Consider the following 25106-nt stretch of genomic DNA (forward strand, 5'->3'; position numbering starts at 1 on the left):
CTATGAGCGATATTATAATATTTCTCATTTTGCTTGGGGCTGGATATATCTTTGGCAAGCAAGCTGAGGTGCGCCATTTCGCTAGAATTCGCAAAAAAGAGGCTCTGTTTTTACACATACCCACCACAAACTCAAAACACCCATTGTTAAATTCAGGCAAAATCGAAAGGGTGAGATTTGTAAGCGGAAATGTGGTTATAAGTATTGATTATTTCAAACGAATTTACGCTAGCGTGATAAATTTTTTCGGTGGCGATGTTGTGCCGTATGAAAGCCTGCTAGACCGCGCTAGACGCGAGGCTGTGATTAGGCTAAAAGAAAAGGCCTTGGGCGCTGATGAGATTATAAATTTGCGCATAGAAACAAGCTCGATAAATCAAACCACGAAAAATGTCGGAAGCGTGGAAATCCTAGCTTACGCTACGGCGATTTATTACGCCAAAGAGCCAAAACAGGCGAATTTCAATGGCTAAATTTATTCCCTCGCAAAACGAGGGCGAGCAAAATTATTCCAAAGAAAATCATGCTATAAATTTCCTAGCCCTTGGCGTGGGGCTTGTCGCAGTTATCGCGTGCGCGTTTTTCGCGCTAAATATTTTCGTGGGCGTGGCTGTGAAATTTATCCCAGAGGGCAAAGAGTATAAAATTTTCAAAGCCAGTGAAAGTGAGCGTGTAATCGAGCCAAAACACAAGAAGCTCGCCGAGCAAATCCGCACCCTAACCTCACGGCTAAATTCATGCGCCAAGGTCAAAAACGAATATTTTATCGTGATAAACGAAAGCAAAATTCCAAACGCAAGCGCAGCCCTAAATGGCGCACTCACGGTCAATACCGGGCTTTTTTCGCATATTAAAAGCGAAAATGGGCTAGCCTTTGTTTTAGCTCACGAGCTAGCGCATTTTAAGCACCGCGATCACATAAAAGGTCTAGGAAATGGCGCTGTAATGGCGATTTTATTCGGTTTTAGCGATGAGAGATTAAGCCAAATTTTAGGCGGAGCGATTGCTGGCAAATACTCGCGCTCGCAAGAAGCCGCCGCCGATAGCGAGGCGCTTAGGATTTTAAACTGCGCTTATGGGCACATTGGCGGTGCAGATGAGTTTTTCGCTAGCGCAAAAAAGCTTGGTGATAGCGATACCTTTATCAATCTTTTTGAATCGCACCCGCTTTTGCAAAAGCGCATTGACGCGATAAAATCATCAAATTTTGGCATGCAAAATACAATCAAACTCAATGAAAATTTAAGCGAAGTAGTGAAATTTAAAAGATAAATTTGGCGTTAAATTTGCAAATTTAACGCCATTGAAATTTAGATAAATTTATTGCTTTTTAAAGAGCGCGCAGCTTTTTTCGTTGCCAAGAGAGCAGGCTTTTTGGTGAAAAGCTATGGCTTTTTTATTATTTTGTTGCAAATACTCGCCTTTGGCAAACATATTTCCGATTAGTCCGCACGCTGGGGAGTAGTTTAGATCGCAGGCTTTTTCGTAGCTAGCTATGGCCTCTGGTATGTCTTTGCGATATCCGTTAGCATTTAGATAATAAAAGCCTAGATTATAGCACCCACTTCCCTCGCCTAAATCGCAGGCTTTTTTGGCTAATTCGATAGCTTGGGTTGTGTTGCTATAAACTAAGCTGTCGTAGTAAATGTAGCTTAAATTTACACATGCTGGGGCGTAGCCACTATCGCAAGCCTTGGTATAATACCTAATCGCCTCTGGCTCCATTTTAGCCACGCCAAAGCCGTTGTCAAACATAACGCCTAGATTATAGCACGCATACGCGCTTTTTAAATCACAAGATTTTTTGAAATACTTTTGCGCTACTGGGTCATGGCTGTTTTCGAAGTATTTCATACCGACATTTAGGCAGCTTTGAGCGTCTTTTGCGTAGCATTTAAGCTCGTCTTTTTTAGCCACGCCCAAAAGCGCTCCCACAGCGCAGAGCGCTAGCAAAACCAAGATAAAAACATATTTTTTGTTCATTTTTATTCCTTACAAATCAAATTTGATAATTTTTTCATATCGCGCGCTAGGCGTTTGTTTAGCCAAATAGCGTTGTAAATCCCATCCTCGCTTAGCGCACCGCGATTGATCGCACGAAGGCTTTTCCCCTCACCTATTTCGCGCAGTATTTTACCGCTCTCATCGGCCTCGTAATCACTTAGCCAAATTTTACTAGAATAATATCTGCTAAGTTTTTTGATAAGTTTTTGCGAATTTTTATACTCATCAAGAGCGAGTTCAAATGCGTCTAGGCACTTTTGCACTTTTGCTAAAATCTCGCTCATCTGCTCTACTCGCTCTACTCGTTTCATCGCTTAGCCTAAATTTACTCTATCGGGACAGTGTATTTGCGAGGAGTGCCATTATCCACCTTTGGCTTTTTTTCCGTAGCTGGCGGTTCTTCTCTTTTTAAAGAGTCGATATCCACAACCCAACGCTTCTCTGAATTTTGCGCGATAGGTTTTTTCGTGCTATCTTGTTTAGAGGCGTTTTGTTTTTTCTTAATTCTTTTTGTTTTTTTAGGCGGTTGTTTGGAGCTATCTTTGACTATCGGATATGGCTCCACACGCGGTTTTGGCTTGTTTTGGACACACCCTGCTAGCCCTAAACAAACGGCAAAAATAACAAAGGAATTTAAAATTTGACTTCTCATATTTTCTCCTTTTAAAAAGCCTTGATTTTACAAAAAAAGAATTAAAAATTTAATAAGATTATGGCGAGAAATAGAATAAATTTTGCAAATTTAAGAGGGAATTGCCCCTCTTAAATTTGCCTTTAAATTTGCGCTAGGCAAGCTTACATCATGCCGCCCATACCGCCCATGCCACCCATATCTGGCATTGGAGGAAGAGCTGGTTTGTCCTCTTTGATTTCGCTGACTGTCGCTTCTGTGGTTAGTAGCATGCTAGCGACTGAAACTGCATTTTGCAAAGCTACGCGCTCTACTTTTAGCGGATCGATGATTCCAGCGCTATACATATTTGTAAATTCGCCACTTGCAGCGTTGAAGCCTTGCGCCTCATCGTTTGCGTTTTCGACCGCGTTTGCGATTACGCCTGCGTCATATCCTGCGTTTTCTACGATTTGGCGAAGTGGAGCATAGAGAGCTCGTTTGACGATATCTGCGCCGATTTTTTGATCGCCACTTAGATCTAGGCTAACATTTTTGCTAGCTTTGATTAGTGCAGCGCCACCGCCGATTACGATACCTTCCTCAACAGCTGCTTTTGTCGCATTTAGCGCGTCATCGACACGATCTTTTTTCTCTTTCATCTCTGTTTCGGTTGCTGCGCCTACTTTGATTACAGCTACGCCACCGCTTAGTTTTGCAAGGCGTTCTTGCAATTTTTCTTTATCATAATCGCTTGTTGTCTCTAAAATTTGAGCTTTGATTTGCGCGATTCTAGCGTCGATTGCACTTTTTTCGCCTACACCATTTACGATTGTAGTGTTGTCTTTGTCGATTACGATACGCTCAGCCTGACCAAGATCAGCCATATTTGCGCTTTCTAGCGTTCTGCCTAGCTCTTCGCTTACGACTGTTCCGCCTGTAAGGATAGCGATATCTTCTAGCATTGCCTTTCTTCTATCGCCAAATCCAGGGGCTTTTACGGCTGAAATGTTTAACACGCCACGAAGTTTATTTACGACCAAAGTCGCAAGCGCTTCGCCCTCGATGTCTTCTGCTATGATTAGAAGTGGTTTGCCTGTTTTTTGCACTTGCTCTAAAACCGGAAGCAAATCTTTTAAATTTGTAATTTTTTTATCGAAAAGTAAAATTAGCGGTGAGCTAAGCTCCACTAGCATTTTTTCAGGGTTTGTGATGAAATATGGGCTTAGATAGCCTCTGTCGAACTGCATACCCTCGACCACATTTAGCTCGTCGTTGATTGATTTTGCTTCTTCGACTGTGATTACGCCGTCTTTGCCGACCTTTTCCATAGCCTCAGAAATCAAATCACCCACGCTCTCATCGTTGTTCGCTGAGATTGTAGCGACTTGGGCGATCTCTTTTTTGCCGCTTACTGCTTTTGCAGATTTTTTTAGTTCTTCGATTACGGCTGCACTAAATTTATCCATACCGCGTTTTACTTCGATAGGATTTGCGCCAGCTGTTACATTGCGTAAGCCCTCTTTGAAAATCGCGTGAGCTAGCACGGTCGCAGTAGTTGTGCCATCGCCTGCCTCGTCGTTAGTTTTGCTTGCGACCTCTCTAACCAAGCTTGCACCCATATTTTCGAGAGTGTCTTTAAGCTCGATCTCTTTTGCTACGCTTACGCCGTCTTTTGTGATAGCAGGTGCCCCAAAGCTTTTTTGGATAAGCACATTTCTGCCTCTTGGTCCCATTGTGACCTTAACTGCGTCGTTTAGTTTTTTTACGCCTGAGTAAAGTTTGTTTCTAGCTTCGTCTGAGAAAAAAATTTCTTTTGCCATTTTGATTCCTTTTATTTAAGTATTCCTAAAACATCTTCTAAATTTAAGATAAGATATTTCTTATCATCGATTGTGATATCCGCGCCAGCGTATTTTGCGAACGCTACAACATCGCCAAGTTTTACGCTATCGCACTCTGTGCCGACAGCCACGATTTTGCCAGTTGATGGCTTCTCTTTTGAAGCGTTATCTGGGATAATGATACCGCTAGCTGTGGTTTTGGTCTCTTCCTCGCGCTCGATTAAAACGCGTTTTCCAAGTGGTTGAAAATTCATTTTCGTCCTTTCTAAATTAGTTTTGATTTTCTAAAAGTTGTCACTCTGTATCTTTGAGTGCTAGATTATATGCAAAATTTGATTTTTTGTCAATAGTTTTAGGCTAAAATTTTGCTTAAATTTTAGCCTAAATTGCGAATTTTAAATTTTAGTTTAAAGCCGATTTTACCGCTTCGCTTAGGCGTTTGCCATCGACACTAGCGCCGAATTTTTCTTTTGCGGCTTTCATCACGCGTCCCATATCTTTGGCACTCGTTGCGCCAAGTTCGCCAAGTAGCGCGCCCAAAGCCGCGCTAAGTTCGTCATCGCTAAGTTGTTTTGGCAGATACGCGCCGATAATTTCGGCCTCGCCAAGCTCTTTTTGCGCTAAATCCTCGCGCCCACCAGCCTTGTATTGTGCTGCGCTTTCGTTTCTGCGCTTGATTTCGGTTTGTAAAACACTAAAAACCCTCTCATCGCTTAGCGTAATTCTCTCATCGACCTCAATTTGTTTAAGCGTAGAATTTAGCATACGCAAAGCGTCTCTGCGCACCGCGTCACCGGATTTCATAGCGGTTTTGATATCTTCTAAAATTTGCTCTCTTACCATTTTTTCTCCTTGATAAAATTTGGGTATGATACTATTTTATAGTAAAAATTTGAAGTAAAATTTAACCCAAATTTAGCATTGAACGATTTTTTGAATTTAACCTGCGCCGTGAAATTTTCTGTAAGGGGGAGGGCGCGCTTTTTAGGAGACGCTACCCCCCTGCATTTAATTCGCACGCAAAAGCGCTGTTCGCGCCTTTTGCTCCGTGCGAATTTCCCCTGTAAAACCTTAGAAGTGGCTAAATTTAGAAAAACTTCGTTTTTCTAAATTTAGCTGGTTTTATTTTTTATTACGGCTTCGCCAAATTTTGCATTAAATTTATACACACGCCCTCTCGTAATCCATCATCAACGACGATAAAATCTGCGCCACTACCGCTAAAATCGCTCAAAATCGCCTCTAAAAGTAGCGCCCCAGCCACGATAACCTCCGCCCTATTTTCGCCCATTGCCTCATCGGCTTCGCGCTTTGAGAATTTCAAAATTTGCTCTATCGCCCCAGCAAAATCGCTAAATCTCAAAACGCTTCCATTGATTTTGCCTGTGTCGTAATCTTTGGCACAAATTCCCAATTTAAGGGCGCTTATCGTGGTTGGCACACCGCTTGTGAGCACGATTTTTCCTGCGCCTAAACTACGCAAAAACTCCCTTGCGCTTCTTGTCTGCTCGTTTGCGATTTGGCTAAATTTGGCGTAACTAAAATTTTGTAAAATTCCAGGATTTTCGTTACAAAATCTCACAATGCCAAATTTAAAGCTTTGTCCAAATTTAGCACTGCTTATCTCTGTGCTAGCCCCGCCAAGGTCGATACTGACGGCATTTTGCGCTTTGATACCTAAAATTTGAAGTCTGTTTTCGATACCAAGCCTGGTCAATTTTGTCTCTCTTTCGCCGTCGATTATGCTAAATTTTACGCAAAATTCTTTGTAAAGTTTTTCGAAAAATTCTACGCTATCGCTGGCGACACGAAAGGCTTCCGTCGCCACAGTGGCGTAAGGTAGGCTAAATTTAGCGTTTTTAAAATTTCGCGCGCAAGCATCATCAAAACCCAAATTTCGCGCGCAGGTATCTTCGCTCTCTAAATTTTTAGCACAATTATCCAAAATCTCTAAATTTCGCTCATAAATCAAATCCGAAAGTTCCTCTAAAATTTCGCCCAAAGCCCGCAAAATGCGCTCTTTGGCGTCATTTTGCAAAGGTTTGTTTGCCACTAATCCCCTAGCCGAGCCGACTATGCGCTCGCTAGATTTAACTATCTCAAAGCCCGTTTTAGCCGGCTTCATCACGCATGCGCGCAGTGTATTCGAGCCCAAATCAAAGCCTAAAACCATAAATTTCTCCTTACCTTTTTTGGTTATAATAGCGAAAATTTTCTTAGGAGTTAAAATGCTACTTGGAGTAAATATCGATCATGTCGCGGTTTTGCGTGAGGCACGGGCGATGAACGACCCTGATATCTTGATGGCGGCATACACCGCAATCAGCGCAGGTGCAAATCAAATCACGCTTCGTTTGCACGAGGATCGACGCCATATCAACGAAGATGATATCGCCGATATCGTGCGCCACTCAAAGGTGCCTGTAAATGTCGAGTGTAGCGGCGGGAGCGAGCTTTTGGAGATTTTGGTCAAGGCTAAACCATATCGTATCACGCTAGTGCCGCACTCTGGCGAGGATTGTGGGCTAAATCTGCACTCTGAGCAAATCGCGAGTGATATCGAGTTTTTGCAACACTCAGGCGTGCGCGTGGGGCTGTTTATCGAGCCTGTGCGCGAAATAATCGACATGGCAAATGATTTTAATGTCCGCTCGATCGAGCTTCGCACCGGCACATACTCTGCTCTGTTTGCGACGATTAGGTCAAATTTGGCTTTTACGCCACATGCGATAAAGGCGTATAATCTCCCGCTTGATACGCTAAAATCGATGTTAAAAGATGAAATCTCCAAGCTTCGCCACATGAGCGCGTATGCCAAAGGGCTAGGTATGAATGTAACTGCTGGCGGAGGTCTAAACTACCAAAATGTTTCTGCGCTCGTAAAAAACAGCGAAATTTCGCTCGTAAATATCGGTCAAAGTATCATTTCGCGCGCGATTTTCGTAGGGCTTGAAAATGCGATAAAAGAGATGAAAGAGGTGATAAAATAGCGGAATTTAGCGTGAAATTTGCCAAATTTTACGCCTGATTTGTCATTGCGAGAAATGCGAAGCATTTCCGTAAAAATAAAATCAGCTAAATTTAAAGCGAAGCTTTAAATTTAGCCACTTCTAAGGTTTTACAGGGGTGGGGGTTGGTAAGGGGGAGGGTAGCGTCTCCTAAAAAGCGCGCCCTCCCCCTTACAGAGAATTTCACGGCGCAGGTTAAATTCAAAAAATCGTTCAATGCAAAATTTAGGTTGAATTTTGAATTTAAATTTCCCTGGATTGCTTCGAATTTGCTACGCAAATTCTCGCAATGACAGTGAATTTGCAAATTTGGAATTTTTATTTCGTAGATTGCTTCGGCGTTATCACGCCTCGCAATGACAAATTATGCAAAATTTGCTTGCCAGTGTCATTGCGAGCGAGCTTTGCTTGCGTGGCAATCTACGACTTCAAAATTTCTTGCGCTAAATTTGCAGAATGTTAAAATTCTATAAATTTTACCAAAACTCTAACTTCAAATTTTACGCTCGTAGCTTGCGCCACATTTTTTACAATGACAGATTTGGTGCCAAATTCAGCCATTTTTACCCAAAAATTTTAAAATTTCTCTCTCTAAAATTTCGCTTGGGGCGTGTATTTTGCCCTCAAACTGCGATTTGTTAAATGTGCGCTGGCGTTTGGCGAGCTGGCGCGTGTGGATTGTGATGAGCTCCTCGCAACTAGCCCTTGAAATCTCGCCCCGTAAATACTCACCGCACTCCTTCAAACCCACGCAGGATAGGGATTTGCACTCATATCCATATCGCTCAAACAAAAATTTCGCCTCATCTAAAATTCCCGCTTCAAACATTTTTTTGGTTCGAAGTGTGATTCGCTCGTTGATTTCGTCCTTTCCGCGCAAAATTTCAAAAATTTTGAGATTTTTTATCACAGGCTGGGCAGTATTTTTGCGCAAAAATTCGCTTGGAATTTCGCCAGTAGCGACATAAATGCTATACCATTTGCGCAGTCTAAATGTATCAAATGCGCTAAATTTGGCGCAAAACTCACTATCAATTTTGCTAGCAAGCGCGAAAATTTCGCTATTTTGCGGGAAAATTTGAGCGTCTTGGATTTTGGGCGCAAGGCCTGAGAGCATGGATTTTAGGTAAAATCCGCTTCCGCCTGTGATGATGAGTGGAATTTGCGATTGCGCGGCGAATTCGCGCGCTTTTTCGTATTCTTTGATAAACTCGCCCACGCTAAAATATTCGTTTGGGTCTATCAAATTTATCCCAAAATACGGCACCTGCGCTAGCTCGTCTTTGCTAGGTTTTGCGCTAGCGATGTCGATTAGCTTATAGACACAAAGTGCGTCCAAACTCAAAATCACAGCGCCCGTTTTTAGGGCGATTTTGTGCGCTAAATCTGTCTTTCCGCTGGCTGTCGTGCCGATGAGTGCAAGTTGTAAAATTTCGCTCAAATTTTGCCTTTAATTAAATTTTGGGGCTAATTTTAGCAAATTTAAGATAGAAAAATTTAATTATAAATAGATTTTTTGCCAAATTTTTGCTAAAATACCGCCCGAAATAAGGGAATTTATGGAAAAATTTAAACAAATTTTAAAAGATATTAACGAATTAATAGTTTTCAAACACTCGGTTTTTGCCCTGCCGTTTATTTTCGTGGCGATGATAACAGCCTCAAAGGCGCAAAACGGCTCAATGTGGTTTGGCTTTGGACTTTTTGTTTTGGGTATTTTGTGCGCCGTGAGTGCTAGAAGCTTCGCAATGGCCGTAAATCGCTATTTGGACGAAGAAATCGACCGAAACAACCCTCGTTGCGCTTCTCGCCCAAGTGTCGATGGGCGCATAGGTCGCAAAAATATGCTAGCTTTCATCGCGCTAAATGCCGTGATTTTCGTGGTTGTAGCCTATTTTATCAATAGCTTAGCCTTTGGGCTTAGCGTGCCGATTTTGCTCGCGCTTGGCTCGTATTCGTATTTCAAGCGATTTAGCGAAACTGCGCATTTAATGCTAGGTCTTTGCCTAGGCCTTGCGCCGATTGCCGGAAATATCGCAGTAACAGGCGCGATTTCGATTTGGTCTGTGGTGCTGTGCCTGGGCGTGGTGTTTTGGGTAGGTGGATTTGATGTGCTCTACTCGCTCCAAGATATGGAGTATGACAGGCAAAATGGGCTATTTAGCATACCTTCGCGTTATGGCAAAGAGGCTTCGATGTTTATTTCGAAGCTTTTTCACGCAATTTGTGTGATTTTTTGGTTTTTATACTGCGCGCTGGCAAATTTAGGCACATTTGCCTATATCGGCGTGGCTGTGTGTGCGCTGATTTTATACAAAGAGCATAAAATCGTCGAAAAAGATTTTAGCAAAATCGATAGAGCGTTTTTTACTTTAAACGGATATTTGGGTATTATATTCTTTATATTTGTTTGGATAAGTTTGTTTTAAGGAGATAAAGTGGATCTAAATATGCTTATTATTTTGGGACTTTGTGTAGTTATAGTTTTGATTTTAATCGTTATGTTTATCAAGGACAAACAGACAGATAAAAAATTCGAACGCTTCGATCAAGTCATCACCGATAGCATGCAAGAAAACTATATGTTAAAGAAAAAGCTCGAAGAGCTTCACGCTATGGTTGAAAATGGAGGCAATGGCGTAGCCAGCCTAGATATCAACGCAGTCGCTGATGTCATCGATGAGGTGATAGAGCAAAGACTAAGCGGGGTTTCGGCTTTGGTCGATACTAGGGTCGAGGCGCAAATTCGCCCGCTTTTAGAGCAGTTAAAAGAGCTACTTGTAAGCGTGAAAAAATAAACCAATCAATATAAAAATAAAATTTTGCAAAAAGAATTTTATTTATATATAATCGCTGAAATTTAGAAATTTAAGGTTTATAATGCTAATCGACAAATTTGGTAGAAATATTAATTATTTGCGAATTTCAGTTACTCAAAAGTGCAATTTCAGGTGCCGTTACTGCATGCCAAATACCCCATTTGAGTGGGTGCCTAGGGAAAATCTTCTAAGCTTTGAGGAGATGTTTAGCTTCGTTAAGGTCGCAATCGATAAAGGCATAGAAAAGATACGTATCACAGGCGGCGAGCCACTGATCAGGCGCGATATCGCAAAATTTGTCAAAATGATAAGCGATTATGCGCCCGGCATTGATTTGGCCCTTACCACAAACGGATATTATCTCAAAAATTACGCCAAAGATTTAGCTAAGGCTGGGCTAAAACGCATAAATATGTCGCTTGACTCACTTCGCCCAGAGCGCGCCAAATATATCGCTCAAAAGGGCGTTTTATACAATGTCTTAGAAGGGCTTGAAGCAGCGCTGGAAGTGGGGCTGAAAGTCAAACTAAACACCGTTGTTTTGCGCGGGATTAACGATGATGAAATTTGCCATTTAATCGAATTTGCCAGAGAAAAAGGGGTGCAAATTCGCTTCATAGAGTTTATGGAAAACACTCACGCGCAAAATTTAAAGGGTGTGAAATCAAATGAAATTTTAAAAATCATCGGCGAAAAATACCAAATTTCACCGCTTCAAAAGCAAGCCACCTCCCCAGCTTCGCTTTATGCGTTAGATGACGGCTACACTTTTGGCATAATTGATCCGCACAAACACGATTTTTGCGCTAGTTGCAATAGGCTAAGACTTAGCGCAGAGGGGCATTTGATACCGTGTTTGTATTTCGAGGACGCCCTAAGCATAAAAGAGGCTGTGCGCGCCGGCGACATCGCAAAAGCTAGCGAAATTTTAGCGCAGGTCTTAGAAAACAAACCAGAAAAAAATCGCTGGGAAATCGGCGCTCAAAACGAAATTTCAAGCCGTGCATTTTACCAAACCGGTGGTTGAGATTGCGCCTAGTAGAGAGCTTTTTAAGTATCCAAGGCGAGGGCAAATACTCAGGCAGACTTGCGCTGTTTATGCGCTTTGCAGGGTGTAATCTAAAATGCGCTGGATTTGGCGTGAGCGCGCGCTCAATTAAAACTAGCGAAATTTTGGTTGGGTGCGATACGATTCGCGCGGTGCAGACGGGGCATTTTGAGAGTGAAGAAGTAGTTTCGGCGAAGTATTTAATAGAAAAAATCAATGGCGAAATTTCAAATGCAAATTCGCAAAAACCCATTATAATCATCACTGGCGGCGAGCCACTTTTGCACCATAAAAACGAAATTTTTATCGAATTTATCCAAAATTTACAAAGGTTAAATTACCAGGTGCATTTCGAAACAAACGGCACGATTTTAATCGATTTTGAAAAGTTTGCGTTTTATAAAGATTGCGTTTTTGCTATTTCGCCAAAGCTTTCAAATTCGGGCGAACCGCGCGAAAAACGGCTAAATTTCGAGGCTTTAAAAGCGATTAAGAAAAATGCAAAAGATAGCTTTTATAAATTTGTAATTTCGCCTGAATTTGATGCCAAAGCCGAAATTCGCGAAATTTTAGCAGAGTGCGAAAACGAGGTTTTTTGTATGCCTCTTGGCGCAAACAAGGCGGAGTTGGAGCAAAACGCAGAATTTGTCGCTAAATTTTGCATAAAAAATGGTTATAATTACTCCGATAGAGCGCATATTAGAATTTGGAACGATAAGGAAAGTGTATGATAATCAGAAAAATGTATGAGTTCGAAAACGCCCATATAGTGCGCTTTTGCGGGTCGCAAAGGTGCAGGGGCAGTATCCATGGGCACTCGTATAAATGCGAGGTTTTATTAAGCTCAAACTACCTTGACAATGCTGGCATGGTCTATGATTTTGGCTATATGAAGCTTGGGATTAGGGATATAATCGATAGTTTTGACCATGCTACGACGATATTTTCTGGCGAGAGCGACGAATACAAAAACGATTTGAAAAAATACAGCGCGCGCTGGATAGAGATCCCGCAAAATGCGAGCGCGGAGCAGTTTGCGAGAATATTTTTTATCTTAATTCGCAGACTTTTAGAACTAAGCGAAATGAAAAACGGCGAGCGCGAAGTAAGGCTTCATAGCGTCATCGTGCATGAGACCTCCACGGGCTATGCGCAGTGCTTCGAAGAAGACGCCGATAACGAAAATATGGGCAAAATCGAGCTAGAAGACATTAAATTTTCCCCAAGTGTAATGGCTGAGTGGAGAGATAAAAAAATGTTTGAAAAGCTCGTAAATGGCGTGAAATTTAGCTACGAAAAGGATTGCTAATGAGAGCGAAAATTTTGGGTATTTTTGCGGTTTTAGCACTGTTTGTGGGGTGCAAAGAAGAGGAAGAAAAGGTGCTAGAAAAGCCGCCTGTATCTAGCGAGGTGCCTAGTGATGTGAGCATCGCAAACCCTGACCCGCTCCCGCAAATCAACCCGCAACTCCCGCCAGAACCAGTGGTAGAGTAATGGAGTATATGTTTGCTAGCGCGCTAGGCTTTCATAAATTTTTCGCCTTTGTCTTTGGAGGGCTTACGATTGTGTATTTTGCTCTAACGCGCCTTAAAATCGATAAAAACATTAAATTTTACACTTTAAATTCAGCCAAGAAAAACGGCGTCGTGAAATTTCCTGCTTTGCGAAATTTAGGGGGGATAAAAGCGCGCAAAAAGCTTTTTAATGGGCGAAAATATTTGGCTAGAATTCGCAAATTTTTGCCCGTGTATTACGCTGTTTTGGCGGCGATTGTAACAACTGGGGCTGTGATGTTGCCAGTAATGGCTAGCGTGAGCGTGAGCGTGGGGCTGATGTGCGTGGGCGCAGTGTGCATAATGGGGCTGTGCGCGGTGGGATATAAACGCCTTAAACGCGCATTTTTGGGGCAAAAATTTGAAATTTACCGCGCGCAAATAGCTAAAATTTTGGGCGCAATTTTTTCGATAATTTTGATAGTGAGTTTTATATAATGGTATTTTTTTATGACAAAAACGCAGGAAGCGAAATTTTAGAAATTTCGGGCGAAAATTTTTCGCATTTGCGCGCTAGACGCCTTAGCGTGGGCGATAGAGTGGATTTTAGAAATTTGCGCGATGAGAGCAATTATATCTATGAAATCACTGAAATTTCACGCAAAACCGCGGTAGCGAATTTGGTTTTTAAACACTCCGTTATCGCGCCAAAGCACGAATTTTGCCTTGCTTGGGCGGTGGTCGAGCCAAGCGTGATTGAAAAAACGCTTCCTAGCTTAAATGAAATGGGCGTGGCAAAAATCATTTTTGTTTATAGCGATTTTTCGCAAAAAAATGTTAGGCTGGATTTGGAGCGCATGGGGCGAATTTTGATAAATTCGTCGTGTCAGTGCGGGCGGAATTCTATTATAGAGCTTGAAATTTTATCTAGCTCGGACGAGCTTTTGGCTAAATATCCAAATTCGGTTTTGATCGATTTTGAGGGCAAAAGTTTGGAAATTTTTGATAAAAATGAGATTCCTTTTATAGGTCCAGAGGGTGGTTTTTCTGAAAATGAACGCAAAAAATTTAGCAAATCTTACGAGTTAAATTTACCTTACATTTTACGCTCAAATACCGCGATAATGACTGCTTGCGCAAGGCTTATTTTCTAAAAAAGTCAAATTTGATTTTTTAAAAATTTTATTGTATAATCGCAACCTTTTAAAATTTGCAAGGAGTTAAAATGAAAAAAGATATTCACCCAAATTATGTTGAAACAACCGTAACTTGCGCTTGTGGCAACACTTTTAAAACACGCTCAAACAAAGAAGAAATCCGTGTAGATATCTGCTCAAACTGCCACCCATTTTTCACAGGTAGCGAAAAAATCGTAGATAGCGCGGGTCGTGTTGAGAAATTCAAACAAAAATACGGAATGAAATAATTGCTTTATTTCGTTCCTACGCCGATAGGAAATCTCGCTGACATTTCAACCCATGCCCTTGAAATACTCACCAAATGCGAGATTTTTATCTGCGAGGACACAAGATTTAGTAAAAAACTTCTAAACTTACTCAGCGAAAAATATCAGATAAATTTCACTCCAAAAGAGTTTTTTTCGCTTCACACGCACAACGAAAGCGAATTTTTCGCCAAATTTGACACCTTAAATTTCACCCAAAAAAATTGCGCATTTTTAAGCGACGCTGGCATGCCTTGCATTAGCGATCCAGGGATTGCGCTTGTGAAATTTGCCCAAAATAACGGCATCGAATACGAAATTTTAAGCGGGGCAAACGCGCTTTTGCTTGCAGTCGCAGCCAGCGGGATAGTGGAAAAGGAATTTTGCTTTTTAGGCTTTTTGCCAAATACCGGCAAAGAGCGCAAAATCGCCATAGAAAACATGCTCAAAAACCCCTATCCATGCGTGATTTACGAATCGCCAAAGCGGATTTTAAGCCTTGTTTGCGGTATCGAAAATTTAGACGAAAATCGCCAAATTTTTGCCATAAAAGAGGCGAGTAAAAAGTTTGAAACCAAATTTTTTGGCAGCGCAAAAGAACTAGCCCTCACTCTAAAAACCGCGAATTTAAACGGCGAGTGGGCTGTGGTGGTAGCTGGCGCAAAAGAGGCAAATTTCGAAAAAATCAGCGAAAACGACATTAAAAGCCTCGAAATTTCACCCAAAATCAAGGCAAAATTGCTTGCCAAAATCACCGGAAAATCTGTCAAAGAAATCTACAACGATTTGATAAAATAAGGCATCTCTTAACCATTTTTTGCTAAAATCGCAAAATGATTATTTACGGAAAACAATTATTTTTACATATTTTAGAACACCATAGCGAAAAATTTGTTCGCATTATGCTTGCTAAGGAGTGCGAGAGCGATATTTTTCGCCGTATTGCGCGCACTGGCGTCAAAGTCGAGCGCGTAGATAGCAAAAAAGCCCAAGCTTTGGCGCATGGTGGCAATCATCAAGGTTTTTTAGCCGAGGTTAGCGAGTTTGAATTTGCTGAGTTTGCGAGTGTGAAAAACGATGAATTTTTGGTCGTTTTATACGGGCTGACCGATGTGGGAAACATCGGCGCGATTATGCGCACAGCTTACGCTTTGGGCGCAAATAGCGTGATAATTGTCGCAAATAATCTAAATATCGAAGGCATTTTAAGAGCTAGTTCGGGTGCTGCGTATGAGCTAAATGTAGTTAGGCTCGCTGACGGGCTAGGCGCGCTAAACGAGCTAAAACAAGCTGGGTTTGAAATCTGCGCTGCTAGTGCGGACGGAGAGAATTTTAAAGAGCTTAAATTTGCCAAAAAAAGGGCGCTTGTCATGGGAAATGAGGGTTTTGGAATCCCTGCAAAAGTGCTTAAAAAATGCGATAAAAAAGTATCGATCAAAATGCGCGAGGGTTGGGATTCACTAAATGTAAGCGCTGCTTTTGCGATACTTTGTGATAGGATTTTAAATGGATGAGAAGGAAAAAAAAGATTTAGATTTAGAGCGTTTGCGAGGCATGGATTTAGGCGAGGTCGCCAATGCAACGCATATCGAAGTGGAAAATTTAAAAGCGATTTTAGATAAAGATTTTCAAAAACTTGCGAATTTTAATGTCGCTGGATATATCAAAATTTTAGAGCGCGAATTTGGGCTGGATTTGAGCGAGTGGTTGAGCGAGTTTAGGGCTGCAAAGGCTAGTTTTGAACCAAACAAAAGAGCCCATGTCGAAAAGGTCTATGCGCGTGCAAGTGGCAGCAAAAGAGAGGGTGGAGGCTGGATTATATGGCTAGTGGCGATATTTTTGATAATCGCTGCGATTTTTTATTTCGAGCTTCATAAGAAATTTAACGAATTTTTGGGCTCCATGCTAAATGAAGAAACTAACGCCACATACTCCGATAATAGCGTGGTTAGTGATACGCAAAAACAGCTAGAAAATGTAGGTATTAGGCCTTATGAATCGCCGCGCGCATTGGAATTTAACGCTAGCGATTATAATACAAGTGATTACAATGCAAGTGCGCCAAATGCGCTAGATCGAAGCATACAAATCATCAAAGCAGAGGCTAATGCAAGCGACGCAAACGCAAGTGATAGCAATGCTAGCGATAATAACACAAGCGCGAAATTTAGCCCAAGCGACGAGCTTAAACTCACACCGCATGTTAAAATTTGGCTAGGAATAATAAATTTAACTACCGGCAAAAAACGAGAATTTGTCACAACCGAAAGCTATACGCTAAGTGCTAGCGACGAGCTTTTAATCGCTACTGGGCACGGTATGTTTGACATAGGAAAGCCGGGCGATCCAGTGAAATTTAGCGAGAAAAACACAATCAAACTCCACATTAAAAACGGCGAAATAAACAAAATTTCAAACGAAGAGTTTATTCGGCTAAATAAGGGCAAAAAGTGGTAAAAATCGTTTTCGCGCTCGCGTTTTGTTTGGGGCTGGCTTTTTGTGCGAGCCCTAGCGAAATTTTGGCGCGTTACGATATCAACGCAAGTGAAGATTTAAGCGATAAAAACGGCTTTGCCGACCTTGCAAAGATAAGCAAAATTTTAGAAAAAAACCAAATTTTAAATTTCACTCCAAGTGATAGGGCGCGCGGGATCGAGATAAAATTTCTTACGAAGCAAAATTCAAAATTTCTTTTAAAACCGCTAAATTTGGTCTTTGACAGGCTAAATTTAGAGAATTACAAAAATTTAGCTTTTCTAAATTTAGACGAGGGCGAAAAGCTAAGAAGCATACTTTTGCGCACAAACCGTATGGTCGATCCGGGCGCGATTTATACTGAGCTTAAAAAGCATAAAATTTATGTCGAGGATTTTATGATTTTAGGCGATGTAATGCTATTTCGTCTGAATTTTGAGAGTATGAATTTACTCACAAACAAAGAACAAAACGAGCTAAAAAGTAGCTATTTTATAAATATCGCAAACACCAAAAAAGCAGTTGTTAAAACCAAAGGCGCGCAGGTTTGGTATCCAAATATCGCTTTTTATGACAAAAATTTAGACGAAATTTCAAACAAAATCAGTGAGGCAAAAGTAAAAGAGTTGGAGATTAAATTCCCGCCAAATGCGCATTATATGCACCTTTGCGACGCATTTGCTGGGGAAAATATCAAACAAGGCTTAGAAATCAAACTTATAGGAGGATGAGATGTTTGACGAGATTAGATTTGGCAAAATCGAGCGATTGCCTAATTATGTTTTTGCTGAGGTCAATGCGATTAAAATGGCCGCACGCCACAAGGGCGATGATATAATCGACTTTTCTATGGGTAACCCAGACGGCCGCACGCCACAGCATATCATCGACAAGCTTTGCGAAAGCGCGCAAAAGGACAAAACTCACGGATATAGCGTAAGTCAGGGCATTTACAAGCTTCGCTTGGCATGTGCTAACTGGTATAAGCGCAAATACGGCGTCATGCTTGATCCAGATAGCGAAATCGTCGCGACAATGGGCTCGAAAGAGGGTTTTGTGCATTTAACAAGTGCGATAATCAACCCTGGCGATGTAGCCGTAGTCCCAGATCCTGCCTATCCGATCCACACCCAAGCCTTCATTATCGCAGGCGGAAATGTGGTGAAAATCCCTTTGCCTTACGATACGCAAACTTTGGAATTTGACGAGAATAAATTTTTCATCGAGCTCCAAAAAACATTTGACGAGAGTATTCCTAGGCCAAAATATGTCGTGGTAAATTTCCCGCACAATCCTACAACCGTAACCGTCGAAAAGAGCTTTTATGAGCGCCTTGTAGCAATGGCAAAAAAAGAGAGATTTTATATCATCAGCGATATAGCTTACGCTGAGATTAGCTTCGATGGATACAAAACTCCAAGTATCTTTGAGGTCGATGGCGCCAAAGATGTCGCAGTCGAGGCATACACGCTATCGAAAACTTATAATATGGCTGGCTGGCGCGTGGGTTTTGTGTGTGGAAACAAACGCCTAGTTGCCGCGCTTAAAAAGATAAAATCGTGGTTTGATTATGGTATGTTTACCCCGGTCCAAGTCGCCGCTACAATCGCGCTCGATGGCCCGCAAGAGTGCATCGATGAGATAAGGGCGACTTACCAAAAACGAAGAGATGTCTTGCTAGAAGCCTTTGGCAACGCAGGCTGGGAGATCGCGACCCCGCAAGCTAGCATGTTTGCATGGGCAAAACTGCCTCCACAATGCGCTGGATTAAAGAGCATGGAGTTTTCAAAACAGCTTCTAACGCAGGCTTGCGTGGCTGTAAGTCCTGGAATTGGCTTTGGAAGTGCAGGAGATGATTATGTGCGAATCGCCTTTATCGAAAACGAAAATAGAATCCGCCAAGCAGCGCGAAATATCAAAAAATATCTTAAAGAGGTCAAATGAGAGTAGCGATTTTAGGCGTCGGAACCGTCGGTAACGAGGTAGCAAACATACTCATCGAAAACGAAAAGCTAATCACTGCGCGTGCCGGGGTTAAAATCGAGCCAGTTATCGGTGTAGTGCGAGATCTAAGCAAAAAGCGCAGTGCTAAAATTCCACTAAGTGATGATATAAATTCAGTCATAAACCGCGATGATATCGATGTTTTTGTCGAGCTTATGGGCGGGGTCGAAAAGCCTTATGAGATAGTTAGTGAAATTTTAAAACGCAAAAAGGCTGTCGTTACTGCAAATAAGGCACTTTTGGCTTATCATAGATATGAGCTTGAAAATTTAGCCGGCTCCACGCCTTTTGGTTACGAAGCTAGCGTAGCTGGTGGAATTCCGATAATCAAAGCTTTGCGTGAGGGTTTAAGTGCGAATAAAATCGAAAAAATCATCGGTATATTAAACGGCACTAGCAATTATATCCTCACAAATATGATGCAAAAAAACGAAAATTTCGAAGACGCGCTAAAAAAGGCGCAAGAGCTAGGTTACGCTGAGGCTGATCCGACCTTTGATATAGGCGGATTTGACGCAGCGCACAAACTGCTAATCCTAGCTAGTATTGCTTATGGGGCGCAAGGTAGGCCTGAGGATATTTTGATTAAAGGTATTGATAGGATTAGCAAAGAAGATATATATTTCGCGCATGAATTTGAGTATGTAATCAAGCTTTTGGCGATTGCAAAACGCATTGACGAAAGCCGTGTCGAGCTTCGTGTCCATCCAGCCCTAATCCCGCAAAACGCAATGCTTTCTAAGGTCGGCGGGGCAATGAACGGCGTGAGCGTTTTTGGGGATTGTATGAGCGAGAGTATGTTTTATGGCCCAGGAGCTGGCGGCAGGGCTACGGCAAGTGCAGTTATAAGCGATTTAATCGATATAGCTCGCGGTAACAAAAGCCCGATTTTAGGCTATAAAAAAGAGCTTGAAAATGATTTTGTGATTTCGCCTATGAGTGAAATTCGCACGAAGTATTATTTGCGAATTCGCGTCAAAGACGAAAAGGGCGTTTTGGCTAAAATCACAAATATATTAAGCGAAAACAATCTCTCAATTGATAGCTTTTTGCAAAAACCAAAGCAAAAAACCGAAGAGTGCGTGACGCTGTTTTTCACCACTCACACGAGCTTAGAGGCCGATGTCAAGCGCGCTATGGGCGAGCTAGACGCGCAGGAGTTTATCATACAGCGACCATTTATGATTAGAATCGAAGAGTAATGGGGCTAAAAAATTATCTCTTTGGATTTTCTGCCGAGGATAGGGCGGCTGGGTGGTTAGAGCAGAATAAATTTAAGATAATCGCGCGAAATTTTCACTCACGATTTGGCGAGATTGATATCATCGCGCAAAAAGATGAAATTTTGCACTTTATCGAGGTTAAGGCGACTAGTGGCGATTACTGCGCTGCTAGCCGTGTAACGCCTGCAAAGATGAGCAAAATTTTAAAGGCGATTGATTATTACATTTTGACAAACGAAATTTGCGATGATTGGCAGATTGATTTAATTGAAATTTATCCGCAACGGATAAATTTTATCAATAATATTTCATTATAACCCAAATTTTTACCTTTCATTAATATTGTAAAACTATAATAGTCCGATTTTCAACCAAATTTATTTAAAGGAGAATTTATGGGAAAATATATCGAACTTACATCTGCAAATTTCAAAGATGTAGTAGGCGAGGGTGTTGCGTTAGTTGATTTTTGGGCTCCATGGTGCGGACCATGCCGTATGATTGCCCCTGTCATCGACGAGCTAGCAAACGAGTTTGAGGGCAAAGCTAAAATTTGCAAGGTAAATACCGATGAAGCGCAAGATTTGGCAGTAGAATTTGGCGTTCGCTCGATCCCAACTATGCTATTTTTCAAAAACGGCGAAGTTGCAGCTCAACTAATCGGCGCGCAATCAAAACAAGTAATCACTGATAAAATCAACTCATTACTTTAAAATTTAAGGGCGAAAGCCCTTTTTATTTTTCACTGAAATTTAGCCCTAAATTTGATTAAAAAATAAAACAAAGGAGAAAAAATGTTAGATTTAGCAATCATTGGTGGCGGTCCAGCTGGGCTAAGTGCGGGACTTTACGCCACAAGGGGCGGACTTAAAAATGTCGTAATGTATGAAATGGGTATGCCAGGAGGCCAAATCACAAGTAGCTCTGAAATGGAGAATTACCCCGGCGTAGCGACCGTAATGGACGGCATGAGCTTCATGGCGCCATGGCAGGAGCAGTGCTTTCGCTTCGGGCTCAAACACGAAATGATAAGCGTCGAGCGTATCAAAAAAGACGAAGACGGCGCATTTAGCATATTTTTAGAGGGTGGCAAAACCGCTCGTGCCAAGGCCGTAATCGTAGCCACAGGCTCGAAACCTCGCAGAGCAGGGGTTAAGGGTGAGGACGAGTTTTTCGGACGCGGGGTTAGCACATGCGCTACTTGCGACGGATTTTTCTATAAAAACAAAGAAGTAGCGGTGCTTGGCGGTGGAAATACTGCGCTCGAAGAGGCGCTGTATCTAGCAAATATCTGCTCGAAAGTCTATCTAATCCACAGAAGAGACGGCTTCCGCGCTACGCCAAACACTATCGAAAAGGTCAAAAATAACGAAAAAATCGAGCTTATCACAAATGCTATTGTCGATGAGATTAAAGGCGATAATAGCGGAGTAACGGGCATCGTCGTTAGCGATAAAAACACAGGCGCAAAAAGAGAATTGAGCCTGCCTGGGATTTTTACCTTCGTGGGGCTTGATGTGCGAAACAGCGTGCTAAGGGACGAAAACGGCGATTTTATCTGCAATATGAACGACGAGGGCAAGGTCGTGGTAAATCTCAAAATGCAAACAAGCTTGCCAGGTCTTTTTGCGGCGGGTGATTTGCGCATAGATGCGCCAAAACAGGTCGTTTGCGCAGCCGCAGACGGCGCGACAGCCGCCCTTGGCGTGATTTCATATCTAGAACACTCAAATTAATCAAATTCTAAATTCTTAAATTTCAAACCCCAGCCACTCCTTGTGGTTGGGGGTTTATGTTAATTTTAAATTTTTCAAAAATACTAAGTTTAAATTTTAAATTCGTATAAAATTTGCAGAATTGTGAATTTTGGAAAATTTTGCGCTAAGAATTTGAAATTTTGAAATTTAGACTTTGGCGAGAGAGTGAGGGAATCGAACCCCCCAGAAAGCGGTCAACCGCCCTCTTATCGGATTTGAAGTCCGCAGACGCCACCAGGTCATCATCCTCTCCAAAACTTGCCATTATAGCAGGCTAAATTTGATTTTAGATTAAATTTTTAACCTAGATTTGCTCATTAAGAGTGAAGGCAGGATTATGAGCGCGCCAAGCAACAAAAGTGCCATTACAAGGCAGATTAAAAGCCCAAAATAAATCGTCGGCCAAAAATTGCTTATCATCATAACGCTAAATCCCAGAATTATCGCAAACGAAGTATAATACATCGCATACCCGATACTAGCGTGGCTTGCGCGGATTGCCTCTGCGCTATCTTGCGTGCGCGCGAACTCGCGTCGGAAGCGAAATAGATAGTGTATGACATCATCTACGCCGATACCGATACTAATCGCGGCAATCGTAATACTCATAATATCTAGCGGAATGCCCAAAATCCCCATTATCCCAAAGCATACGCAAAGCGGGATTAGATTTACCACAATCGCGATAAATGCGTAGCTTAGCGAGCGGAAAATCAAGCAAAACAGCATAAACAAAACCCCAACCGTAATGCCAAGCGTGCCGATTTGCGAGCTCATTAGGGTTTGGAGCATGTTGTTATAAAGCACCATTATACCGCTTACCTGCGCGCTTACGCCGTCATTTGCGAGCAATTTATCTAAATCATTTTGCAAATTTTGCAAAAATTCATTTCTGCGCAAATTTGGATCGCTATCAATCGTGCGAACGCTAAAATGCGCCTCGTTTTCTTCTATGCTGACATAGGGCGAAAGCACCATTTCTCGGTAGTTCTCAGGCAGTTCGGAGTAAATTAGCGCTAGCATTAAATCATCTAATTCCTCGCCCGAGTTTATCTCGCGCCCGACTTGCAAAAGCGAGCTTAGAGAGCTTACTTGCCCGATAAATTTGTGATCGCTAATGTTTTGGTCTTTTAAAAATGCGTGAGTTTTATTGATAATGCGCATTTTTTGGGAGCTAAACCAGTATTTTGGGTCGTTTTCGTTCGCGGCGTATTCAGCCTCGAATTCGTCCATTTCCTCGCTTGGCGCGCTCTGCGATTTTGGGAATTTTATCACGATATCGAGTGGAATCGTGCCGCCAAGCTTGGTGTCGATGACCTCCATACCGGCATAAATCGGTGTATTTTCCTTAAAATATCCGATAAAGCTATTTTCCACACGCAATTTGTTAATCCCAAAAATCCCAGCCAAAACAGCTAGCGCGCAAACTGCGTAAATTTTGCCTCTGTGATTTAGGGCTAAATTCGCGCAAAAATGGGTGAAGCGAAACTGCTTCTCAAAACTGCGATTATTATGCGTGCGCCTAGATATGCTCATCACCGCGCCAAAGAGGCAAAACACCACGACTAGCGAGCACGCAATTCCCACGCTCATCATAATTCCTAGCGAAATTACAGGCTTAATATCACAGAAAATTAGCGACATAAATCCCACAATCGTGGTAAAAATCGCAAAAAAGCATGGCCTAGCCCGCTCGCGCAAGACCGCATATACTAGCTGGCGTTGCGAAAAGCTAGGAAATCTGGCGCTGTATTCGCGGTAAGCTACGATTAGGTGGATACACACAGAAACCGTGATGATTAGCACAAGGGCGATGAAATTTGAGCTAATTACGGTAATTTCAAAGCCCAAAAGCCCGAAAAGTCCGCTACTAATCATTACCGAGTAAGCGCAAATGATAAGCGGAAGCATGATGAATTTCGCCTGCCTAAAAAAGAGCCAAAAGCACGCTAGCAAGAGCACCAGCGCGCCCACACCATAAGTGCTAAGGTCGTTTCTGACATAGCTTATCATATCATCGGCTATCATATTTATACCGCCCAAAAACAGCCGCTCGCTAGGGTGCGCGCTAGAAAATTCGGCGATTATGGCTCGAAGGTTTTGTAAATTTTCGTGGTCTTTGATACGAAGTTCATCTCTGTAAGCTTTGAAATTTTGCTCGGCAAGTTTTAAATTTTGCTTTAAATTTGAAATTTCTGAATTCGCCAAATTTGATTTTTTTGCCAAATTTAGGGCATTTTTCGCACTATCTCGCGCACGAAGCAACTCTTCGTATTTTTTCTCTGGCTTTAAATTTATCAAAATTCCAGTCGTGCCAAAATCTGCGCTGACTAAATTTGAAGCGTAAAATGGGCTAGTTAGTAGCTCACGCTTGGCAGCGGCTAGGTCGATATCTGCGTCTTTTAGCGTGGGGATATGCTTTAAAAGCTCGCTCAAATCGCCCTTTTTGTTTAGTAAAAGCGGCACATTTCCCAAATCCACCACGCTATCAACGAAATCTAGCGCGCTAAATTTGGCGTTAAGTTCTGCGATATTTTCAAGTGTTTGTTTGCTTAGCAAATCTTGCGATGGGGTGTATGCCACGACGAAAAAATTCGGCGTAGCATATCTCGCGCTAACTTCGCGCCAAATCTCTAAATCCTTGTCGTTTTCTAAAAGCAGGGTTTGGCTCGAAGCGTCTATTTCTAAATGTGTGCAAAAATAACCAAAAAAGAGCGCAAGAGCGCTAAATATAGCTAAAACGCTCTTTGGAAATTTGACAATTAAGCGAAAAATGCGTTTCAAGCGTTATTTGCCACTTTCGATTACGGTCGCATTAAGGCGTTTTAATAGCTCGTCAAAGCCCAAATTTTGCGCGACATCGCCAAATTGTGAGCGGTAGGTTTGGATTAGGCTAACGCCCACGATATCGACATCGTAAATGCGCCAATCGCTCCCGGTTGGGAAAAATTTAAAATCTATTGCGTAGTTTTTATCTTCGCCGATGATTTGCGTTTTTAGCACGCGTCTTTTTTCGCTTGGAGCTTCTTTGCTTAAAATTTTCATATCTTGGTCGGTATAAAGTGAGAGTTTGTCGATAAATGAGCGCTTTAAATGCGCCTCGTAAGCTTTGTTAAACTCGGCGATTTGGGCGTCTGAAAGGTTCGCATAATGCTTGGCAAGGGATAGTTTTGCCATTTGTTTATAGTCGAAATACTCATCAAATAGGGCGAAAATTTTGGCTGGTTTAGCGTCCTTTGCGAGCGCGCCGTCCCTCATAATCGAAACTGCTGTGGCGACCTTTTGGCTCATTACTGGCTCGATATCAGCGTCGCTAATAGCGTGTGAAAAACTAAAAAGCAAAAACGCCAAAGTTAAAATTTTAAAAAATTTCATAA

Annotated in this window: 31 protein-coding genes and 1 tRNA gene; 21 read left to right on the plus strand and 11 right to left on the minus strand. The window is 42.0% G+C overall.

Going from position 1 to position 25106, the window contains the following annotated elements; genetic code table 11:
* Positions 1 to 2: 2 nt before the first annotated feature.
* Complete coding sequence (locus tag OFN91_RS01240; protein ID WP_270872972.1) at positions 3 to 473, plus strand: YbjQ family protein; 471 nt, start codon at positions 3 to 5, stop codon at positions 471 to 473.
* Positions 466 to 1272 (plus strand): M48 family metallopeptidase, encoded by an 807-nt coding sequence (locus tag OFN91_RS01245; RefSeq protein ID WP_270872973.1) that lies wholly within the window; start codon positions 466 to 468, stop codon positions 1270 to 1272. Before OFN91_RS01240 ends, OFN91_RS01245 begins: the two co-directional genes overlap by 8 nt.
* Positions 1273 to 1320: 48 nt before the next feature.
* On the opposite strand, the gene OFN91_RS01250 is transcribed toward OFN91_RS01245, so the two are convergent.
* The 7 genes from OFN91_RS01250 to OFN91_RS01280 form a co-directional block, all read right to left on the minus strand.
* Positions 1321 to 1983, minus strand: a complete 663-nt coding sequence (locus tag OFN91_RS01250; RefSeq protein ID WP_270872974.1) for a tetratricopeptide repeat protein — start codon at positions 1981 to 1983, stop codon at positions 1321 to 1323.
* A 2-nt stretch (positions 1984 to 1985) separates the two neighbouring features.
* Positions 1986 to 2315, minus strand: coding sequence for a DUF4298 domain-containing protein (locus tag OFN91_RS01255; RefSeq protein WP_270872975.1), 330 nt, complete (start codon positions 2313 to 2315; stop codon positions 1986 to 1988).
* 14 nt (positions 2316 to 2329) lie between these two features.
* A complete protein-coding gene (locus tag OFN91_RS01260; protein ID WP_270872976.1) occupies positions 2330 to 2656 on the minus strand; it encodes a hypothetical protein in 327 nt (108 codons plus the stop codon).
* A 143-nt stretch (positions 2657 to 2799) separates the two neighbouring features.
* A complete protein-coding gene (groL, locus tag OFN91_RS01265; protein WP_270866307.1) occupies positions 2800 to 4437 on the minus strand; it encodes a chaperonin GroEL in 1638 nt (545 codons plus the stop codon).
* A gap of 11 nt (positions 4438 to 4448) precedes the next feature.
* Positions 4449 to 4712 carry a co-chaperone GroES gene (gene groES / locus OFN91_RS01270; RefSeq protein WP_270858878.1) on the minus strand — a complete coding sequence of 88 codons (264 nt, stop codon included), beginning with the start codon at positions 4710 to 4712 and terminating at the stop codon, positions 4449 to 4451.
* A gap of 148 nt (positions 4713 to 4860) precedes the next feature.
* Entirely contained in the window at positions 4861 to 5301 is a 441-nt protein-coding gene (locus OFN91_RS01275) for a GatB/YqeY domain-containing protein (RefSeq protein ID WP_270872977.1), read from the minus strand.
* 289 nt (positions 5302 to 5590) lie between these two features.
* On the minus strand, positions 5591 to 6631 hold the full coding sequence (locus tag OFN91_RS01280; protein ID WP_270872978.1) for a Ppx/GppA phosphatase family protein: 1041 nt from the start codon (positions 6629 to 6631) through the stop codon (positions 5591 to 5593).
* 55 nt (positions 6632 to 6686) lie between these two features.
* On the opposite strand from OFN91_RS01280, the gene OFN91_RS01285 reads away from it, so the two are divergent.
* Positions 6687 to 7448 (plus strand): pyridoxine 5'-phosphate synthase, encoded by a 762-nt coding sequence (locus tag OFN91_RS01285; RefSeq protein WP_270872979.1) that lies wholly within the window; start codon positions 6687 to 6689, stop codon positions 7446 to 7448.
* 571 nt (positions 7449 to 8019) lie between these two features.
* On the opposite strand, the gene miaA is transcribed toward OFN91_RS01285, so the two are convergent.
* Entirely contained in the window at positions 8020 to 8898 is an 879-nt protein-coding gene (gene miaA / locus OFN91_RS01290) for a tRNA (adenosine(37)-N6)-dimethylallyltransferase MiaA (RefSeq protein ID WP_270873066.1), read from the minus strand.
* Between the two features lie 127 nt (positions 8899 to 9025).
* On the opposite strand from miaA, the gene mqnP reads away from it, so the two are divergent.
* The 18 genes from mqnP (at position 9026) to trxB (ending at position 21708) form a co-directional block, all read left to right on the plus strand.
* The gene (mqnP, locus tag OFN91_RS01295; RefSeq protein WP_270872980.1) at positions 9026 to 9895 is read left to right on the plus strand and encodes a menaquinone biosynthesis prenyltransferase MqnP; all 870 of its coding nucleotides are present in this window, start codon (positions 9026 to 9028) and stop codon (positions 9893 to 9895) included.
* Positions 9896 to 9904: 9 nt separating this feature from the next.
* A complete protein-coding gene (locus tag OFN91_RS01300; protein ID WP_270862223.1) occupies positions 9905 to 10264 on the plus strand; it encodes a hypothetical protein in 360 nt (119 codons plus the stop codon).
* Positions 10265 to 10346: 82 nt separating this feature from the next.
* A complete protein-coding gene (gene moaA, locus OFN91_RS01305; RefSeq protein ID WP_270872981.1) occupies positions 10347 to 11312 on the plus strand; it encodes a GTP 3',8-cyclase MoaA in 966 nt (321 codons plus the stop codon).
* 2 nt (positions 11313 to 11314) lie between these two features.
* Positions 11315 to 12064: a 7-carboxy-7-deazaguanine synthase QueE gene (locus tag OFN91_RS01310; protein WP_270872982.1), complete on the plus strand. Its 750-nt coding sequence runs from the start codon at positions 11315 to 11317 to the stop codon at positions 12062 to 12064.
* On the plus strand, positions 12061 to 12642 hold the full coding sequence (locus tag OFN91_RS01315) for a 6-pyruvoyl trahydropterin synthase family protein (protein WP_270872983.1): 582 nt from the start codon (positions 12061 to 12063) through the stop codon (positions 12640 to 12642). Before OFN91_RS01310 ends, OFN91_RS01315 begins: the two co-directional genes overlap by 4 nt.
* Positions 12642 to 12827: a hypothetical protein gene (locus OFN91_RS01320; protein WP_270872984.1), complete on the plus strand. Its 186-nt coding sequence runs from the start codon at positions 12642 to 12644 to the stop codon at positions 12825 to 12827. Before OFN91_RS01315 ends, OFN91_RS01320 begins: the two co-directional genes overlap by 1 nt.
* Positions 12827 to 13324: a hypothetical protein gene (locus tag OFN91_RS01325; protein ID WP_270872985.1), complete on the plus strand. Its 498-nt coding sequence runs from the start codon at positions 12827 to 12829 to the stop codon at positions 13322 to 13324. Before OFN91_RS01320 ends, OFN91_RS01325 begins: the two co-directional genes overlap by 1 nt.
* Entirely contained in the window at positions 13324 to 13980 is a 657-nt protein-coding gene (locus OFN91_RS01330; protein ID WP_270872986.1) for a 16S rRNA (uracil(1498)-N(3))-methyltransferase, read from the plus strand. The genes OFN91_RS01325 and OFN91_RS01330 overlap by 1 nt, the downstream gene beginning before the upstream one ends.
* Before the next feature lie 71 nt (positions 13981 to 14051).
* A complete protein-coding gene (rpmE, locus tag OFN91_RS01335) occupies positions 14052 to 14252 on the plus strand; it encodes a 50S ribosomal protein L31 (RefSeq protein WP_270858428.1) in 201 nt (66 codons plus the stop codon).
* On the plus strand, positions 14253 to 15068 hold the full coding sequence (rsmI, locus tag OFN91_RS01340; RefSeq protein ID WP_270872987.1) for a 16S rRNA (cytidine(1402)-2'-O)-methyltransferase: 816 nt from the start codon (positions 14253 to 14255) through the stop codon (positions 15066 to 15068).
* A gap of 35 nt (positions 15069 to 15103) precedes the next feature.
* Positions 15104 to 15784: a 23S rRNA (guanosine(2251)-2'-O)-methyltransferase RlmB gene (gene rlmB / locus OFN91_RS01345; protein WP_270865857.1), complete on the plus strand. Its 681-nt coding sequence runs from the start codon at positions 15104 to 15106 to the stop codon at positions 15782 to 15784.
* A complete protein-coding gene (locus OFN91_RS01350) occupies positions 15777 to 16727 on the plus strand; it encodes a helix-turn-helix domain-containing protein (protein WP_270872988.1) in 951 nt (316 codons plus the stop codon). Before rlmB ends, OFN91_RS01350 begins: the two co-directional genes overlap by 8 nt.
* Positions 16721 to 17476 carry a hypothetical protein gene (locus tag OFN91_RS01355; protein ID WP_270865859.1) on the plus strand — a complete coding sequence of 252 codons (756 nt, stop codon included), beginning with the start codon at positions 16721 to 16723 and terminating at the stop codon, positions 17474 to 17476. The genes OFN91_RS01350 and OFN91_RS01355 overlap by 7 nt, the downstream gene beginning before the upstream one ends.
* 1 nt (position 17477) lies before the next feature.
* Positions 17478 to 18689 (plus strand): LL-diaminopimelate aminotransferase, encoded by a 1212-nt coding sequence (locus OFN91_RS01360; RefSeq protein ID WP_270862213.1) that lies wholly within the window; start codon positions 17478 to 17480, stop codon positions 18687 to 18689.
* A complete protein-coding gene (locus OFN91_RS01365; RefSeq protein WP_270872989.1) occupies positions 18686 to 19951 on the plus strand; it encodes a homoserine dehydrogenase in 1266 nt (421 codons plus the stop codon). Before OFN91_RS01360 ends, OFN91_RS01365 begins: the two co-directional genes overlap by 4 nt.
* Entirely contained in the window at positions 19951 to 20289 is a 339-nt protein-coding gene (locus OFN91_RS01370) for a YraN family protein (protein ID WP_270858421.1), read from the plus strand. The genes OFN91_RS01365 and OFN91_RS01370 overlap by 1 nt, the downstream gene beginning before the upstream one ends.
* Positions 20290 to 20367: 78 nt before the next feature.
* Positions 20368 to 20685, plus strand: a complete 318-nt coding sequence (gene trxA, locus OFN91_RS01375; protein ID WP_270862210.1) for a thioredoxin — start codon at positions 20368 to 20370, stop codon at positions 20683 to 20685.
* 81 nt (positions 20686 to 20766) lie between these two features.
* A complete protein-coding gene (gene trxB, locus OFN91_RS01380; protein ID WP_270862209.1) occupies positions 20767 to 21708 on the plus strand; it encodes a thioredoxin-disulfide reductase in 942 nt (313 codons plus the stop codon).
* Between the two features lie 176 nt (positions 21709 to 21884).
* Here the strand turns inward: trxB and OFN91_RS01385 are convergent.
* The 3 genes from OFN91_RS01385 to OFN91_RS01395 form a co-directional block, all read right to left on the minus strand.
* A tRNA-Sec gene (locus OFN91_RS01385) sits at positions 21885 to 21982 on the minus strand.
* Between the two features lie 38 nt (positions 21983 to 22020).
* A complete protein-coding gene (locus OFN91_RS01390) occupies positions 22021 to 24513 on the minus strand; it encodes an efflux RND transporter permease subunit (protein WP_270872990.1) in 2493 nt (830 codons plus the stop codon).
* A 3-nt stretch (positions 24514 to 24516) separates the two neighbouring features.
* Complete coding sequence (locus OFN91_RS01395) at positions 24517 to 25104, minus strand: Tgt2/MlaC family protein (RefSeq protein ID WP_270872121.1); 588 nt, start codon at positions 25102 to 25104, stop codon at positions 24517 to 24519.
* Positions 25105 to 25106 lie beyond the last annotated feature (2 nt).

The organism is Campylobacter sp. JMF_08 NE1, from assembly GCF_027737875.1.
Lineage (GTDB): Bacteria > Campylobacterota > Campylobacteria > Campylobacterales > Campylobacteraceae > Campylobacter_B.

Bases quoted from the DNA above. Each gene is read 5' to 3' on its own strand.
- OFN91_RS01280 (WP_270872978.1), bottom strand. From the start codon at position 6,631: ATGGTTTTAGGCTTTGATTTGGGCTCGAATACACTGCGCGCATGCGTG.
- mqnP (WP_270872980.1), top strand. From the start codon at position 9,026: ATGGAAAAATTTAAACAAATTTTAAAAGATATTAACGAATTAATAGTT.
- OFN91_RS01350 (WP_270872988.1), top strand. From the start codon at position 15,777: ATGGATGAGAAGGAAAAAAAAGATTTAGATTTAGAGCGTTTGCGAGGC.
- trxB (WP_270862209.1), top strand. From the start codon at position 20,767: ATGTTAGATTTAGCAATCATTGGTGGCGGTCCAGCTGGGCTAAGTGCG.
- OFN91_RS01325 (WP_270872985.1), top strand. From the start codon at position 12,827: ATGGAGTATATGTTTGCTAGCGCGCTAGGCTTTCATAAATTTTTCGCC.
- OFN91_RS01365 (WP_270872989.1), top strand. From the start codon at position 18,686: ATGAGAGTAGCGATTTTAGGCGTCGGAACCGTCGGTAACGAGGTAGCA.
- trxA (WP_270862210.1), top strand. From the start codon at position 20,368: ATGGGAAAATATATCGAACTTACATCTGCAAATTTCAAAGATGTAGTA.
- OFN91_RS01395 (WP_270872121.1), bottom strand. From the start codon at position 25,104: ATGAAATTTTTTAAAATTTTAACTTTGGCGTTTTTGCTTTTTAGTTTT.
- OFN91_RS01285 (WP_270872979.1), top strand. From the start codon at position 6,687: ATGCTACTTGGAGTAAATATCGATCATGTCGCGGTTTTGCGTGAGGCA.
- rlmB (WP_270865857.1), top strand. From the start codon at position 15,104: ATGATTATTTACGGAAAACAATTATTTTTACATATTTTAGAACACCAT.
- OFN91_RS01370 (WP_270858421.1), top strand. From the start codon at position 19,951: ATGGGGCTAAAAAATTATCTCTTTGGATTTTCTGCCGAGGATAGGGCG.
- OFN91_RS01245 (WP_270872973.1), top strand. From the start codon at position 466: ATGGCTAAATTTATTCCCTCGCAAAACGAGGGCGAGCAAAATTATTCC.
- OFN91_RS01360 (WP_270862213.1), top strand. From the start codon at position 17,478: ATGTTTGACGAGATTAGATTTGGCAAAATCGAGCGATTGCCTAATTAT.
- OFN91_RS01240 (WP_270872972.1), top strand. From the start codon at position 3: ATGAGCGATATTATAATATTTCTCATTTTGCTTGGGGCTGGATATATC.
- moaA (WP_270872981.1), top strand. From the start codon at position 10,347: ATGCTAATCGACAAATTTGGTAGAAATATTAATTATTTGCGAATTTCA.
- rpmE (WP_270858428.1), top strand. From the start codon at position 14,052: ATGAAAAAAGATATTCACCCAAATTATGTTGAAACAACCGTAACTTGC.
- OFN91_RS01330 (WP_270872986.1), top strand. From the start codon at position 13,324: ATGGTATTTTTTTATGACAAAAACGCAGGAAGCGAAATTTTAGAAATT.
- groES (WP_270858878.1), bottom strand. From the start codon at position 4,712: ATGAATTTTCAACCACTTGGAAAACGCGTTTTAATCGAGCGCGAGGAA.
- OFN91_RS01320 (WP_270872984.1), top strand. From the start codon at position 12,642: ATGAGAGCGAAAATTTTGGGTATTTTTGCGGTTTTAGCACTGTTTGTG.
- OFN91_RS01260 (WP_270872976.1), bottom strand. From the start codon at position 2,656: ATGAGAAGTCAAATTTTAAATTCCTTTGTTATTTTTGCCGTTTGTTTA.
- OFN91_RS01315 (WP_270872983.1), top strand. From the start codon at position 12,061: ATGATAATCAGAAAAATGTATGAGTTCGAAAACGCCCATATAGTGCGC.
- OFN91_RS01255 (WP_270872975.1), bottom strand. From the start codon at position 2,315: ATGAAACGAGTAGAGCGAGTAGAGCAGATGAGCGAGATTTTAGCAAAA.
- OFN91_RS01275 (WP_270872977.1), bottom strand. From the start codon at position 5,301: ATGGTAAGAGAGCAAATTTTAGAAGATATCAAAACCGCTATGAAATCC.
- OFN91_RS01250 (WP_270872974.1), bottom strand. From the start codon at position 1,983: ATGAACAAAAAATATGTTTTTATCTTGGTTTTGCTAGCGCTCTGCGCT.
- groL (WP_270866307.1), bottom strand. From the start codon at position 4,437: ATGGCAAAAGAAATTTTTTTCTCAGACGAAGCTAGAAACAAACTTTAC.